This is a genomic window from Mycobacterium lacus (assembly GCF_010731535.1).
Classification (GTDB): domain Bacteria; phylum Actinomycetota; class Actinomycetes; order Mycobacteriales; family Mycobacteriaceae; genus Mycobacterium; species Mycobacterium lacus.
Map to the genome: position 1 here is coordinate 387,133 of NZ_AP022581.1, position 14,374 is coordinate 401,506.

General features: G+C 67.3%; 11 protein-coding genes and 1 pseudogene. 7 read left to right on the forward strand and 5 right to left on the reverse strand.

What is annotated here, in order from left to right; all coding sequences use genetic code 11:
* Nucleotides 1-996 precede the first annotated feature (996 nt).
* Together G6N24_RS01890 and G6N24_RS01895 are read left to right on the forward strand one after the other, a co-directional pair.
* Nucleotides 997-1,792 (forward strand): annotated as a pseudogene (locus G6N24_RS01890) (PPE family protein); the annotation flags it as partial.
* A 668-nt stretch (nucleotides 1,793-2,460) separates the two neighbouring features.
* A complete protein-coding gene (locus G6N24_RS01895; RefSeq protein ID WP_085156365.1) occupies nucleotides 2,461-3,756 on the forward strand; it encodes a citrate synthase in 1,296 nt (431 codons plus the stop codon).
* Between the two features lie 40 nt (nucleotides 3,757-3,796).
* Here G6N24_RS01895 and G6N24_RS01900 read toward each other — a convergent pair whose 3' ends face one another.
* Complete coding sequence (locus G6N24_RS01900) at nucleotides 3,797-5,383, reverse strand: phytoene desaturase family protein (RefSeq protein WP_085156158.1); 1,587 nt, start codon at nucleotides 5,381-5,383, stop codon at nucleotides 3,797-3,799.
* 7 nt (nucleotides 5,384-5,390) lie between these two features.
* Nucleotides 5,391-5,654 carry a DUF2630 family protein gene (locus G6N24_RS01905; RefSeq protein ID WP_085156155.1) on the reverse strand — a complete coding sequence of 88 codons (264 nt, stop codon included), beginning with the start codon at nucleotides 5,652-5,654 and terminating at the stop codon, nucleotides 5,391-5,393.
* A 106-nt stretch (nucleotides 5,655-5,760) separates the two neighbouring features.
* Here G6N24_RS01905 and arfA point away from each other — a divergent pair, with 106 nt between their 5' ends.
* Genes arfA through arfC form a run of 3 tightly spaced genes read left to right on the forward strand, consistent with a single transcriptional unit; the run spans nucleotide 5,761 to nucleotide 7,445 of the window.
* The gene (arfA, locus tag G6N24_RS01910; protein WP_085156152.1) at nucleotides 5,761-6,771 is read left to right on the forward strand and encodes a channel-forming protein ArfA/OmpATb; all 1,011 of its coding nucleotides are present in this window, start codon (nucleotides 5,761-5,763) and stop codon (nucleotides 6,769-6,771) included.
* A gap of 12 nt (nucleotides 6,772-6,783) precedes the next feature.
* Nucleotides 6,784-6,936 carry a channel accessory protein ArfB gene (gene arfB / locus G6N24_RS23665; RefSeq protein ID WP_169716055.1) on the forward strand — a complete coding sequence of 51 codons (153 nt, stop codon included), beginning with the start codon at nucleotides 6,784-6,786 and terminating at the stop codon, nucleotides 6,934-6,936.
* Complete coding sequence (gene arfC / locus G6N24_RS01915) at nucleotides 6,936-7,445, forward strand: channel accessory protein ArfC, sunset domain variant (RefSeq protein WP_085156149.1); 510 nt, start codon at nucleotides 6,936-6,938, stop codon at nucleotides 7,443-7,445. The genes arfB and arfC overlap by 1 nt, the downstream gene beginning before the upstream one ends.
* Here the strand turns inward: arfC and prrB are convergent.
* From prrB to G6N24_RS01930, 3 genes are read right to left on the reverse strand one after another with little or no spacing between them, the layout of a single operon-like run.
* A complete protein-coding gene (gene prrB / locus G6N24_RS01920; RefSeq protein ID WP_085156146.1) occupies nucleotides 7,442-8,782 on the reverse strand; it encodes a two-component system sensor histidine kinase PrrB in 1,341 nt (446 codons plus the stop codon). The genes arfC and prrB overlap by 4 nt on opposite strands.
* Nucleotides 8,783-8,786: 4 nt before the next feature.
* Nucleotides 8,787-9,497, reverse strand: a complete 711-nt coding sequence (gene prrA, locus G6N24_RS01925; protein WP_139822170.1) for a two-component system response regulator PrrA — start codon at nucleotides 9,495-9,497, stop codon at nucleotides 8,787-8,789.
* A gap of 50 nt (nucleotides 9,498-9,547) precedes the next feature.
* Nucleotides 9,548-10,795 (reverse strand): MFS transporter, encoded by a 1,248-nt coding sequence (locus tag G6N24_RS01930; protein WP_232070669.1) that lies wholly within the window; start codon nucleotides 10,793-10,795, stop codon nucleotides 9,548-9,550.
* A gap of 156 nt (nucleotides 10,796-10,951) precedes the next feature.
* Between G6N24_RS01930 and G6N24_RS01935 the strand changes: the two genes are divergently transcribed.
* Together G6N24_RS01935 and G6N24_RS01940 are read left to right on the forward strand one after the other, a co-directional pair.
* On the forward strand, nucleotides 10,952-12,139 hold the full coding sequence (locus G6N24_RS01935) for a glycosyltransferase family 4 protein (protein WP_085156140.1): 1,188 nt from the start codon (nucleotides 10,952-10,954) through the stop codon (nucleotides 12,137-12,139).
* A gap of 2 nt (nucleotides 12,140-12,141) precedes the next feature.
* Nucleotides 12,142-14,262: an amylo-alpha-1,6-glucosidase gene (locus G6N24_RS01940; RefSeq protein ID WP_275996423.1), complete on the forward strand. Its 2,121-nt coding sequence runs from the start codon at nucleotides 12,142-12,144 to the stop codon at nucleotides 14,260-14,262.
* Nucleotides 14,263-14,374 lie beyond the last annotated feature (112 nt).

Here is a 14,374-nt window from a genome sequence, read left to right on the forward strand (position 1 = left end):
CGCTACGTCGTGCGGTGTATGAGTTTGGCTCTCGCGACTAGGCTTTGCTGTAGCCGTGCAAGACTGGCCGTAACGGGAATCTTCGCGATGCTACTGGAAGCGGATGCGTTTCGCGATAGCCCAAGAATCGTTGTGCGGCCGCACTCGACGCCGATATTGCGACGAGGCTATGCCGTGATTTTGGCGGCACCTCGGCGACGATCTCACCAACGGCCCGGGTATTTCGGTGAGCGCCGTACCAATCGACTTGGGCGACAAGCGGATTGTGGCTGGCGAAGCGGCATGGGACCGTCGTACCGCAGACGCACGCGTTCTCGGTGGTGGTGGTCGTTAGCGGTGCAACGGCCGCACAGCTCGGCCTAGCGTGTGCTTCGACTCGTGGTTCGCTGGCCGCTGAGGAGCTGTGGATGCGCACTCGCGCGGTCGGCGCGACCGCGACGGCACATGCAGCGTCACGTGCGACTGTCCTTTTTTCGGCACCCCCTTTCAATCAAGCGCTGACGTCAACTGTGGACCTCCGAGCGGCGATTATCATCGGCCGCGACGCGTATATCGCGCGCCGCGGGGTCGTAGATCTTCCGTGGTGCGTATCGGCGTTAACACGTGGTCGCGGGCTGTGTTCCGGTTGCCGTTGAAACCCGGCTAGCGGATGCGGGCTGGGTCACGTGCTCGAAGCGCGCTGCGGAACCTGTCAGCCTGAATGAGGCACCGTGGCCCGGCATTTGCTCAGTGTCCTCCTCTGGTTGGTCTTCCACCCGGCCAGGATCTTTCATCCAAGTCGCGCGGACCAACGTCGTAACCTTGCTCGTCATTTAGGGGGCTCGCGTTATTCCGGCCCTCGGCGTCACCAATCGTCAGGGGTCGGGCGCTGGGCGGCGCCTCAACCCAGGTCGACACCAGAGAGCGCTCACAAGCCACACCACAACAAGTGGTCTCGACCACAAACTGACGGACACAATCAGTCGCGAAACCTAATGCAACGGTATGCGGGGTGTGATGAATTTCTTGGTGTTGCCGCCGGAGGTGAATTCTTTGCTGTTGTTCTCCGGTGCGGGTTCGGGGCCGATGCTAGCGGCGGCTGCGGCTTGGGAGGGTTTGGCCGAGGAGTTGGGGTCGGCGGCGGTTCGTTTGCGTCGGTGACTTTGGAGTTGGCGGGTGGGTCGTGGCGCGGTCAGGCGTCGACGGCGATGGCGAATGCGGCCGCGCCGTTCGCGGCGTGGTTGACCGCTGCGGCCGCTCGCGCGGGCGCAACGGCTTACCAGGCCAGGCGGCGGGCTCGCTCTATGAGGCAGCCCGGGCAGCGGCCACCCATCCGGCATTGGTCACGGGTAATCGCGCCCAGCTGGTCTCGCTGGTGGCCTCCAATCTATTCGGGCAGAACGCCCCGGCGATCGCGGCCACCGAGGCCGAATATGAGCGCATGTGGGCTCAGGATGTCGCGGCGATGCTGAACTACCACGTCGGGGCGTCATCGACCGTCGCCCGGTTGACGTCGTGGCCGCGAATGGTGCAGGCGCTGCCGGGTATGGTGGGCCAGCTGGTCGGCCACGCCGCGAGCGCCGTGGGCCCGAGTGCAACCGGCGTGCGGGGCATCAACAGCGGCCTCGGGAATGACGGCGACTGCAACCTGGGCAGCGGAAACACCGGCTCGCTCAACTTCGGGAGCGGCAGCGTTGGCAGCGGCAATGTGGGAAGCGGAAACACGGGCAACACGAATCTGGGCAACGGAAATACCGGCAACACGAACCTGGGTCACGGAAATACCGGCAACGCAAATCTGGGGAGTGGAAACTGGTCGTAAACTCGGCAACCAACGCCGGTGGGACTTACACCTCCGGTATAGCGAACGCGGGCGACGATAGTTCGGGAGCCTTCAACACGGGAAATGACGAATCGGGGTTCTTCCATTAGCACAGATATTTCCCGGGCCGCAACTCCGGACTTGTCGAGCATGAGTTCTGCGATCCGCTCGGCCGATGTTGCAGCAAATGGTCCGACGATTGGGGTGGTGGCCCCGATGACGTGTCGGCCGCCGTCGCGGTGTTCAGGCACGGTCGGGCGTTTTTGCGGCTTGTCTTACGCGGGCGGGTAAGCCGCCAACGTGGCAGTGGCGCTTGCGCTGACCCCGAATGCTCGCGCACCAACTGGACCGTCCCCGACGTTGATGGCGGCCATGCTTGGTTGACCCTCCCCTACATCGGCTACGTCGGCGCCGACTTGAGAGCCCTTGGGTTAGACGGCCAGTCGAATCGTGCACTGCCGACGGATTGGGAGGCCCGGCGGTGAGTTGTTCGTTGAGCCAGCGGTGGTTGAACCAACCAACTCGTCCGGCGGGTATTCGGCCCGCTCGATGCACGCCGCCGGACCAGCACACCCGACCCCGGGCAGGCGCTCGTGGGTGATAACGACTACCTTCACAGCTATACCAACAGCCATCAGCCAGAGCGCAAAGGGGTTCTCGTGGCCGACACCGACGACACCGCCACTCTGAAGTACCCAGGGGGCGAGATCGAACTACAGATCGCTCGCGCCACCGAGGGAGCGGACGGCATTGCGCTCGGCTCGCTGTTGGCCAAGACCGGGTACACCACCTTCGATGTTGGCTATGGCAACACCGCCTCGACCAAGAGCTCCATCACCTACATCGACGGCGACGCCGGCATCCTGCGCTACCGCGGTTACCCGATCGAGCAACTGGCGGAGAAGTCCACCTTCATCGAGGTCAGCTACCTGCTGATCTACGGCGAATTGCCGAACACCGACCAGCTGGCCGAATTCACCCACCGGATCCAGCGGCACACCATGCTGCACGAGGACCTCAAACGGTTCTTCGACGGCTTCCCGCGCAACGCGCATCCGATGCCGGTGTTGTCCAGCGTGGTCAACGCGTTGAGCGCGTACTACCAAGATGCCCTGGACCCGATGGACAACGGTCAGGTCGAGCTGTCGACTATCCGACTGCTGGCCAAGCTGCCCACCATCGCCGCCTACGCCTACAAGAAGTCGGTTGGCCAGCCGTTCCTCTACCCGGACAACTCGCTGACTCTGGTGGAGAACTTCCTGCGGATGACGTTCGGCTTCCCGGCCGAGCCCTATCAACCCGATCCCGAGGTGGTGCGGGCACTGGACATGCTGTTCATCCTGCATGCCGACCACGAGCAGAACTGTTCGACGTCAACCGTGCGCCTGGTGGGCTCGTCGCGGGCCAACCTGTTCACCTCGATCTCCGGCGGCATCAACGCGCTGTGGGGCCCGCTGCACGGCGGCGCCAACCAGGCGGTGCTCGAAATGCTCGAGGGCATCCGGGAGAGCGGCGACAACGTCACCGAATTCGTCCGGAAGGTGAAGAACCGCGAAGCCGGTGTGAAATTGATGGGCTTTGGGCACCGCGTCTACAAGAACTACGATCCGCGGGCCCGCATCGTCAAGGAACAGGCCGACAAGATCCTGGCCAAGCTCGGCGGCGACGACGACTTGCTGAACATCGCCAAGGGGCTCGAGGAGGCGGCACTCACCGACGACTATTTCATCGAGCGCAAGCTCTACCCGAACGTCGACTTCTATACCGGCCTGATCTACCGGGCCCTTGGGTTCCCAACCCGGATGTTCACCGTGCTGTTCGCGCTGGGCCGGCTGCCCGGCTGGATCGCGCACTGGCGTGAGATGCACGACGAGGGCGACAGCAAGATCGGCCGTCCGCGCCAGATCTACACCGGCTACACCGAGCGGGACTACGTCACCATCGACGCTCGGTAGCCCTGGCGAGCAGACGTAAAAGCCCCTAAACCGGCAGGTTTTAGGGGCTTTTACGTCTGCTCGCCAGGGAAGCCAGCACCGCCATCGCGGCGTTGTGACCACCGATGCCCGACACCGCCCCGCCGCGACGGGCTCCCGAGCCGCACAGCACGATCCGCTCGTGGGCGGTGGCCACCCCCCACCGCCGCGCCGGCGTGTCGAGCGGGTCGTCATCGTCGGCGAACGGCCAGGACAATCCGCCGTGGAAGATGTTGCCTTCGGTCATCCGCAGCGTGCGCTGCAAGTCCACGGTCGTCGTCGTCTCGATGCACGGCCGCCCCCGCGCGTCAGTCATCAGCACGTCCTGAATCGGTTCGGCCAGAACGGAGTTCAGCGATTCCAGCGTCGACTCGGTGAGCCGATCGCGCAACGTGTCGGGGTCGGTGGAGCCAAACGCCGAGTGCGGTGTGTGCAAGCCGAACACGGTCATCGTGTGGGCGCCGGCCTCGCGCAGCCCGGCCGACAGGATGCTTGGGTCGGCCAGTGAGTGGCAGTAGGCCTCGCATGGCAACGGATCGGGCAACTGGCCGGCGGCCGCCCGCGTGTATGCCGCATCGAGTTGCGTCCACGTCTCGTTGACGTGGAACGTCCCGGCAAACGCCTGTTCCGGTGTGACGCGCTGGTCGCGTAACCGCGGCAGTCGCCGCACCACCAGGTTCACCTTGACCTGCGCGCCCTGGGCTCCCGCCGGCGCGGGTTCGCCGAGCAGGCCGGCCAGAACCGCCGGTGTGACACCGGCCAGCACGAAGCGGCCCCGGATCACATGGTCCGCGCCGCCGGTGTGGTAGCGGACTTCGCCGTCCGGGGCTACCGCGTAAACGTCTGCGCCAGTGATGATTTCGGCTCCGTGGCGGACGGCCGCCGCGGCCAGCGCGGCGGTCACCGCGCCCATGCCGCCGACCGGGGCGTCCCAGTCTCCGGTGCCCCCGCCGAGCACGTGATACAGGAAGCAGATGTTCTGCTCTAGCGACTCGTCGCCTAGGCGGGCGAAGGTGCCGATCAGCGCGTCGGTGGCGATCAGGCCGCGGACCAGGTCGTCGCCCACCGCCTCGGCGATGGCGTGCCCGATCGGTTCGTCCACCATTGACCGCCACGCAGCTTCCGCATCGGGATCACTGGCTTCGAGGACGCGACCGCGGGCCTGCTCGCGGGTGGGCAACGGTTCGACCAGGGTCGGCCAGAGCCGCTCGGTCACCAGCCGGCAGCGCCGGTAGAAGGCGGCAAACCCGCGCTCATCGTCAGCGGCGCCGATCGCGGCAAACGTGTTGTGCGGCCCGATCAGCAGGCCAGAGCGCCCGGCGGTGGCCGGGTCAGGGGTATACGACGAAAACCGCCGCCGGACCAGGCGCACTGGAGCACCCAGGTCGTCGACGATGCGCGGCGGCAGCAAGCTGACCAGGTAGGCATACCGCGACACCCGAACCTCGACGCCCTCGAAGGCCTGCGCGGACACGGCGGCCCCGCCGGACTGCCCCAGCCGCTCGAGCAACCGCACCCGCAGGCCCGCCCGGGCCAGGTAGGCGGCCGCTACCAGGCCGTTGTGGCCGCCACCAACGACGACTGCATCGAAATCCGGTGCGCGAGGCATGCCGTCCCTAGCCGGTGTAACCCTCGACTTGATCGGCCGGTCGCACCACCGCCTCGCGCGGGTCACCACCGGTCTCGCGCAGCGCCCGACGCTGCCTCAGCAGGTCCCAGCACTGGTCGAGTTCGATCTCGATGCGGCGCAGTTGCTGATGCTCCTCGGACTCGGTGATGTCGCCGTGCTGCAGCTTCGCGCGCAGCGTCTTCTCCTCGGCTACCAGCGCCCGGATGCGCGCCAGCGTGTCGCTGTCCGTTGGTTTCCTGCCCATACCCATCGCTCCAGTGTGCCGGAGATGAGCCGTTCAACGGGCGCCGACTCGGTAGGCTGCATATCGCCCGCAGCACGGACGACTGCCGTTGGGCGACCTGAGAGGAGGGGCGATGGCGGGTTCCGGGAAAAGGCCCGCGACCACCGGCGCGCCGTCGGCACCGACGTTCTATCGGCAGCCGCTGGGCCGCTCCTGGCTGATCGGCCTGCTCGTTATCCCCTTGCTGATAGCGGGAATCGGCTACATCGTGGCGCACCGATCCCAGCCCGCCAACGAGCCGGCACCGACACCCGGCGCGTCGAACACCTCCGCTGCGCCGCGGCCGTCACTGGCAGCGCTATCGATTGTCCGCAACGCCAACAGCATTACCGTCAGCGGCGACTTCCCCGACGATTCCGCCAAGGCGGCGCTGATGAACGCGCTCAAGGGCTCGCTGACACCGGACGTCAACGTCATCGACCAAATCTGGATCAATCCCGATGCCAAGGCGCTCGATTTCACAAACGCGGGACCGGTTTTCAGCGCCAGCGCGCCCATTCCCGATTTCAACCTGACGGTCAACGTCGACAGCGTGATCTTGATGGGAACCGCCGCGTCGATGGAGCAGAAGTCCGCGGTCGCGCAGGCGGCCGCGACCGCCTGGTCGGGCGTGAATGTTGTTGACAGGATTGAGGTTAAGGGCCCAAATCCGCCGCCTGCTGCGCCGCCGGCAACGCCCAATGCCGCCCCTCCCGCATCACCCGGCGCCCCTGGTCCAGGCGGTTGCACCGATTTGCAATCGGCCATCAATACCGCAACCGGCGGGCCGATTTACTTTGGGAACGATGGGATTAGCCTGACCCCGGCCGACGAGCAAGCCCTTACCCAGGTGGCGGACAAGCTCAAGGCATGTCCGAACGCGCGCGTGACGATCAATGGTTACGCCGACAACAGCGGCGGCGACGGCGTCAACGCGGCGCTCAGCGCGCGGCGAGCCACGGCGGTCGCCGACTTCCTCGTTTCCCACGGCGTTGCCCGCGATCTCGTCGTCGCCAAGGGTCTCGGTTCGGCAAACCCGATCGCCCCCAACGACACTGCCGACGGCCGCGCCAAGAATCGCCGCGCCGAAATCGTGGTCGGCTAAGGAGAATCCAGCATGGACTTCGCGATGCAGTGGTTGTGGTGCGTGGCCGGATTCCTGGCTGGCTCGGCGGTCGCCTGGGTGGTCGTCACGGTGTCGATCAAACGCACCAGCGCTGAGGAAGTCCCGGCGGATGCGTCAGGCTCGCCCGAGACCGGTACCCGGTAATGAGCCACGTGCAGTGGCCGCTGGTTGTGCTGGCCTTTGTGATCGGGTTGGGACTGACGGCTGCGCTGATGGTCGGCCGCGTCACCCCGCAAGAGCCCGCTCACGAGAAGGGCCCGTCGGGCGCGAAATCCGGGCCGGCCACGGCGAAGAAAGCCACCGCCGCCGAGCCGCCCACGACGAAAATCTCGCTCGCGCAGGAGTCACCGACCACCGAGATTCCGGCCGCCGAAGAGCCGCCGCCGACGCAAACCCCGGCCGTCGAAGAGCCGCCGACGACGCAAATCCCGGAGTGGTCGTACCCGTCGTACGGCCCTGGCTCCGCGCGCGCCGGCGCCGACGGCGGCGGACCGCAAGGCTGGCTGGTGAAGGGCCGCACGGACACCCGGCTCTACTACACCCCCGACGATCCGACGTACGACCCGATCGTCGCCCAGGTCTGGTTCCAGGACGAGGAGGCGGCCCGGCGGGCCTTTTTTACGCCGTGGCGCGCGAGCACGAAGAAGAGTTAGCTCGGGCCGGGCAGTTGCAGCAGCAGCCGCGCGCCGCCCAATGGGCTTTTCTCCAGTGACGCCGTCCCGCCGTGCAGCTGAGCCTGCTGCGCCACCAACGCCAGGCCCAGGCCGGAGCCCGAGTGGGAGGCCGTCGACCCGCGGGAGAACCGCTCGAACACCACCTGGCGCTCGTCTTCGGGAACTCCGCTGCCGTTGTCGTCGACCGCGATCTCCACGCCGGCCCGCGAGCTGACCGCGGACAGCTGGACGCGGGTGGCGCCGCCATGTTTGACGGCGTTGGCGATGGCGTTGTCGACCGCGAGGCGCAACCCGGCCGGTAACCCCACGATGATGCAGGTCGGCGACGGCACCAGCGAGACATCGAGGTCCGGGTAGATCCGCATCGCATCGTGGGCGGCGCGGTCGAGCAGCTCGGTGATGTCGACCGGCACGTGATCCTCGGAGGTCGACAGCTCGCCCTGAGCCAACCGTTCCAGCGCGCCCAGGGTGGCTTCGATGCGCGACTGGGTGCGGATCACGTCGCCCAGCACCTCTTTGCGTTGGTCTTCGGGCAGATCCAGGGTGGCCAGCACCTCGAGGTTGGTGCGCATCGCGGTCAGCGGGGTGCGCAGCTCATGGGAGGACACCGCCGCGAAGTCGCGTGCCGACGCGAGCGCCTCCTTGGTCCGGTTCTGCTCGTCCCAGATGCGCTGCAGCATGCCCCGCATCGCCTCGGCGATCTCGATGGCCTCGCTGGCGCCGTGCACCTCGACCCGCGGCGTCTCGTCCCCGGCGTCGATCGATCGGGTCTGCTGGGCGAGCTGTTTGAACGGGCGCACCGCGAACGCGGCCAGCAGCCAGGCGAACACCGCCGCCGCGCCGATGGCGAAGCCACAGATCAACAGCACTCGGCGGTGCAGGTTGTTGGTTTCGGCGATGGTGGCGTCGTACGTCGCGCCGACGGCCACCGACGTCGGCTCGGGACCCGGGATCTCCACCGTCCGCACCCGGTAGCGCACCCCACGGACGTAGGTGTCGCCGTAGTCGACGTTGAGCTTCGGCAGGGTGATGTCGGAATTCGACTTGATCACGGTGCCGCGGCGGACCGTGATGAGGGCGTCCTGGTCGTTGGGGGAGCGCGGGATCTCGTCGAGGCCGCGCGGCACGAACGGGATCGCGAAACCCGCCGCCTCGTCAAGCCGGCGGTCCAGCCGTTCCTTGCGGTCGTTGGTGATCCCGACCCAGACGACGGTGCCGACGATGAGCACCGGAATCGCGGCGCCGATGGCCGTCGCGAGCACCACCCGGGTCCGCAGCGAAGGCGTGCGAGCGAAGATCCGGGAGAGCAGGTTCATGGCCTCACTGCATCCTGAGAACGAACCCGACCCCTCGGACAGTGTGCAGCAGCCGGGGGCCGCCGCCCGCCTCCAGCTTGCGCCGCAGGTACCCGATGAACACATCGACGACGTTGGTGTCGGCGGCGAAGTCGTAGCCCCACACCAATTCGAGCAGTTGCGCGCGCGACAGCACCGCGGTCTTGTGCTCGGCGAGCACCGCGAGCAGGTCGAACTCCCGCTTGGTCAGGTCGACGTCGACGCCGTTGACCCGGGCCCGCCGGCCGGGGATGTCCACCTCCAGCGGGCCCACCGTGATGGTTTCCGACGACGACGTCGCGGTGGCACCGCGCCGGCGCAGCAGCGCCTTCACCCGCGCGACCAGCTCGGCCAGCACGAACGGTTTGACCAGGTAATCGTCGGCGCCGGCCTCCAGACCGGCGACCCGGTCGTCGACCGAGCTGCGCGCGGACAGCACGCACACCGGCACGTCGTTGTCCATGGCTCTCAGGGCGGTGACGACGCTGACGCCGTCCAGCACGGGCATGTTGATGTCGAGGACGATCGCGTCCGGCCGGGTCTCGGTGGCGCTGCGCAGGGCCTCGGCGCCGTCGACGGCGGTCGATACCTCGAAGCCGGACAGCCGCAGGCCGCGTTCCAGCGAGGCAAGCACATCGGAATCGTCGTCGACCACCAAGACTCGAGGTGAGGTCCCGCCAGTGTCCATGCGGCCCATTTTGCCTGATTGTTGGCCACGGTGCCGGGAGGCGCGAGCAGAGGCGAAGCTCAGTTCCACTGGTAGCTGCTCGCGGTAACACGCGCGCCGGCTCGGCGCAGGATGGGACCGAACCAGAGCCAGATGATCAGCGATCCCAGCGACAGTCCACCGAGCATCAGGAAGGCAACGGGGAATCCGAGATGCTGCGCGACTACGCCGCCCAGCACCGGGCTGAGCGCGCCGCCGAGCCCCTGCGCCGCCATGATCGCGCCCTGGCCGACGTTGATGTGGCCCGTGCCGTCGAGTATCCGAGCCACCAGCCCCGGCACCGCGACCGAAAGCATGCCAGCGCCGACACCGTCGAGCACCTGCACCGGTATGACTCCCCAGGTCGTGATGACACCTGCGGCGAGCAACCCGCGGACCGGTAAGGCGGTGAACGCGATCAGGATGGCCAGCCAATAGCCACGCCTTCGGGCGATCCTCATCGCGGCCAGGGAGGTGCCGACCATGACCGCCTGAGCGACGACGACGGTACTGGCCACAGTGGTGAAAGGGTTGGCGTGGGTGGCCACCACCGCCAGTCCGTAGAGCGGCAACATGGCCGCGTTTCCCAAGTGGAACAGCACCACCGCGGCGGCTAGTGCCAGCAGCGCCCGGGACTGCAGGAGCACCCGCATCGCTTTGACCGGCGCCTGGTCGGTGCGGGCCTCGCCCCGCGCGACGTGGTGGTTGATGCGGCCGGCGGGGATCGCCAGCACGGCCACGACGGTCACGACCGCGAACCCCGCGGCCAGCCAGAACACCGCGACGTACCCGTACCGCCAACCCAGCAGCCCCGCGATCGCGGCACCGGCCATGTTCCCGGCGTGATTGAAGGCCTGATTTCGACCATTTTGCCTGGTAAAGCCCGCCTGGCCCACCACGCCAAGGGTGATGCCGATGACCGCGGGGGCGATCGTCGCCCCAGAAATGCACATGACGGCCTGGGCGGCGGCGACGACCCAGAAATGTGGCGACGTCAGGATCACCGCCGAAGCGGCAACGGCGGCCAGACCGACGGCGATGACACAGGCCCGCTTGCGGCGGGTGGCGTCGACCAGCGCCCCCGCTGGGCCGACCGTGACCATGCCGACGATCGCGCCCAGGGTGATCACCGCACCAATGGTGCTGGTCGTCCAGCCACGGCCTGCCAGCAATACGCCCAGGAACGGGCCCATGCCGGCCTCCATGTCGGCCATGAAGAAGTTCACCGCCTGCAGCGCGGCCCGATCCCGGGCCCGGGCCACCGGTGCCGGCATGTCCGGGTGCAGCATTCCCTGATTTTCGCGGAGGCCCGACGGTGCACTGCCGGCGATTCGTGAGGCGACGAGTCTGCTCCCTTGGCGAAGCCCGTGCGAACGATCATAATTAGCACTCGTCGGATGAGACTGCTAACGCGTGTGATGGGTGTGGTAAGGAGGGAAACGTCAATGCGCGGCGCTGATTTCGTCTTGCGGACCGATATTTCAGACCCCAGCCGTTCCATCCGGGTCGTGCTGGTCGCCCCGCCGTATTTCGATATTCCGCCGAGCGGCTACGGGGGCGTGGAGGCGGTGGTCGCCGACCTCGCCGACACCCTCGTCGCGCGCGGACACCAGGTCACCGTGCTGGGCGCGGGCGAACCCGGCACGGCGGCCCACTTCATCCCCGTGTGGGACCAGGCGATACCCCACCGGCTCGGCGAGCCCTATCCGGAGGTCATGCACGCCCTTAAGGCGCGCCGGACCATCGCCAGGATCGCCGCCGCCGACGGTGTCGACATCGTGCACGACCACACCTTCGCCGGTCCGATCAATGCACCGGCCTACCAAGCGCTTGGCGTGTCGACGATCGTGACCGTGCACGGCCCGATCGATGACGACCTGTATCCGTACTACCGTGAACTCAGCGACGGTGTCGGTTTGGTCGCCATCAGCGACCGCCAGCGAGAACTCGCTCCCGATCTGAATTGGATTGGGCGCGTACACAATGCGTTGCGGCTGGAGGACTGGCCGTTCGAAACCGAAAAGCACGACTACGCCCTGTTTCTGGGCAGGTTCGCGCCCTACAAGGGCGCGCATTTGGCCGTGCGGGCCGCCCACGAGGCAGGGATTCCGCTCGTCCTGGCCGGCAAGTGCAACGAGCCCGCGGAGAAGGCGTACTTCGAGGAACAGGTGCGGCCGCTGCTCACCGACAACGACCACGTATTCGGCGAGGCCGACGCCGTCAGCAAGCGCAAGCTGTTGGCCAACGCGCGTTGCCTGCTGTTTCCCGTCCAGTGGGAGGAGCCGTTCGGGATCGTGATGATCGAGGCGATGGCCTGCGGCACGCCGGTCGTCGCACTGCGCGGAGGTGCTGTCCCCGAGGTGGTCGTCGACGGTGTGACGGGCCTCGTGTGCGACCGGGTGGAGGATCTGCCCGCAGCGATGGAGCGGGCGCGGACGTTTGATCCGCACGCGTGTCGGCGCCATGTCGCCGCGAATTTCGACGTGGCACGGTTCGGCTCCGCTTACGAGCGGATTTATCGCAGGGCCCTGCATCACACGCTGGGCGCTCGTGGCATCTCGACCCGGGGTGTCGTCGACTCCCTCGAGTCGGGAATACGCGGCCGTGACTTGGGAGAGAAGGCCACCGCGTGACGATGCCGGCGGCGTTCAACAGCGGCGCGCCGGCCCGAGTCGGTTCGGGCAACGACACCGTGACGCTGGTCGAAGGAGGGACATTTTGCCTGTCCGACCGCCACGGCGACGTGGTCGTGGGCACGTCGCATGGGCTGTTCTTCCGTGACGCCCGGGTCCTGTCGCGATGGGAACTCCGCGTCGACGGCCAGGTCGCCGAATCGTTGTCGGTGGAGTCGACGGAGGCGTTCGCCGCACAGTTCATCCTGCGCCGGGCGCCCCGCTCGGGCCTGGTGGACAGCACGTTGCTGGTGGTCCGGGAGCGGCTGGTCGCCGACGGGCTGCGCGAGACCATCACGCTGCACAACCTCGACAAAGAGAGCACGGTGGTTTCCCTGGAACTGCGCGCCGACGCCGACTTCGCCGACCTGTTCGCGGTCAAGGCGGGACGAGCAGCGGTCGGCGGTGCGGACATGTCCGTGGCCGGCGGGGAACTGGTGCTACGCGAACGGGGCGACGGGGTGCGCGGCCTGACCGTGGCCGCCACGGGTGATCCGATCGTGTTGCCCGGCGCGCTGAACTGGCGAGTGGTGGTCGCGCCCGGCGAGCGCTGGCAAACCGAGATCTTGGTGCAGCCGACGTGGGCGAATCATAAGATCCGAACCCGCTTTCCGCGTGGCGAACACATGCAATCCAGCGCGCCGGCCCGCAAGATCGAGGCCTGGCGTGACACCGCGACTACGGTGGACACCGACAACGCGGTGTTGGCTCGGGTGCTGCGCCAGTCCGAGAGCGACCTCGGGGCGTTGTTGATTCACGACGACGATGGTCATGGCCGGCCGTTTGTCGCGGCGGGGGCGCCCTGGTTCATGACGTTGTTCGGCCGGGACAGCTTGCTGACCGCATGGATGGCGCTGCCGCTGGACGTCGGTCTTGCGGTGGGCACGCTGCGGCAGCTCGCGGCCGTCCAGGGGCGGCACGTCGACCCCGTCACGGAAGAACAGCCCGGTCGGATCATGCACGAGGCGCGCCGCGGTCCCGCCAGCGCCGATGTATTGGGCGGCAGCATCTACTACGGCTCGATCGACGCCACCCCGCTCTTTGTGATGCTGCTGGCCGAATGTTGGCGGTGGGGGGCCGACGAAGCGGTGGTTCGGTCGCTGCTTCCCGCGGCCGATGCTGCGCTCACCTGGGCGGACCGGTACGGCGACCGAGATGGCGACGGCTTTGTCGAATACCAGCGCGCCACCGACCGCGGCCTGGTCAACCAGGGCTGGAAGGACAGCTTCGACGGCATCAACGACGCCGCCGGTCGCACCGCCGAACCGCCCATCGCGCTGTGCGAGGTGCAGGGCTATCTGTACGCCGCCCTGACGTCGCGGGCTGAGCTCGCCGAGGCATTGGGAGACGCGGCCGAAGCGACGCGGTTGCGTGCACGTGCGGACGAGTTGCGCGCCGCGTTCGCCCACACGTTCTGGCTGCCGGCACAGGGCTGGTACGCGGTTGCGCTCGACCGACGTAAGCACCCGGTAGACGCGTTGACGAGCAACGTCGGCCATTGTTTGTGGACGGGCATTGCCAGCGACGAGCATGCCGCGGCCATCGTGGAGCGGCTGTCCGGCGTCGAGATGGACTCCGGGTTCGGGTTGCGCACGCTGGCGACCACCATGGGCGCTTACAACCCAATGAGCTATCACAACGGTTCGGTGTGGCCTCATGACACCGCGATCGCGGTGGCCGGCTTGCTGCGCTATCGCCACCTGCCCGGCGCCGTGGCGCTGGCCGAGCGCCTCGCGACCGGGCTTCTCGACGCGGCAATGACATTCGGCGGGCGTCTGCCCGAGCTTTTCTGCGGGTTCCCGCGCTCGCAGTTCGGCTCGCCGGTGCCGTATCCGACTTCCTGCTCTCCGCAAGCATGGGCAAGCGCCGCGCCGCTATTGCTGCTGCGGTCATTTCTGGGGCTCGACCCGCATGTCCCACACCGCAGGCTGTCGGTGTCACCGCATTTGCCGCAGGCCTGGGGCGGTATCGCGTTGACGAATCTGCGTCTGGGCAGCATGACCGTGCACCTCGAAGCCGAGGGCGCGACGGTAAAGGCACACGGTCTTGGCGACGACTGGCAGCTGGTTGCGCCGTCGGGGTGATTCGGGACCCGACAGGCGTGGCTCGTCGGCCAGTCGTCGCACAATCGCGTCAAAGTCTTTGACTCCGATGCGATTCTGCGTTCCCTTGCGCTATCGGTTACAAACTTGTTCA

Coding starts and splice junctions, on each gene's coding strand:
- G6N24_RS01900 (WP_085156158.1), bottom strand. CDS start 5,383: ATGCCTCGCGCACCGGATTTCGATGCAGTCGTCGTTGGTGGCGGCCAC.
- G6N24_RS01930 (WP_232070669.1), bottom strand. CDS start 10,795: ATGCTGCACCCGGACATGCCGGCACCGGTGGCCCGGGCCCGGGATCGG.
- arfA (WP_085156152.1), top strand. CDS start 5,761: ATGGCGGGTTCCGGGAAAAGGCCCGCGACCACCGGCGCGCCGTCGGCA.
- arfC (WP_085156149.1), top strand. CDS start 6,936: ATGAGCCACGTGCAGTGGCCGCTGGTTGTGCTGGCCTTTGTGATCGGG.
- prrB (WP_085156146.1), bottom strand. CDS start 8,782: ATGAACCTGCTCTCCCGGATCTTCGCTCGCACGCCTTCGCTGCGGACC.
- G6N24_RS01940 (WP_275996423.1), top strand. CDS start 12,142: ATGCCGGCGGCGTTCAACAGCGGCGCGCCGGCCCGAGTCGGTTCGGGC.
- prrA (WP_139822170.1), bottom strand. CDS start 9,497: ATGGGCCGCATGGACACTGGCGGGACCTCACCTCGAGTCTTGGTGGTC.
- G6N24_RS01905 (WP_085156155.1), bottom strand. CDS start 5,654: ATGGGTATGGGCAGGAAACCAACGGACAGCGACACGCTGGCGCGCATC.
- arfB (WP_169716055.1), top strand. CDS start 6,784: ATGGACTTCGCGATGCAGTGGTTGTGGTGCGTGGCCGGATTCCTGGCT.
- G6N24_RS01935 (WP_085156140.1), top strand. CDS start 10,952: ATGCGCGGCGCTGATTTCGTCTTGCGGACCGATATTTCAGACCCCAGC.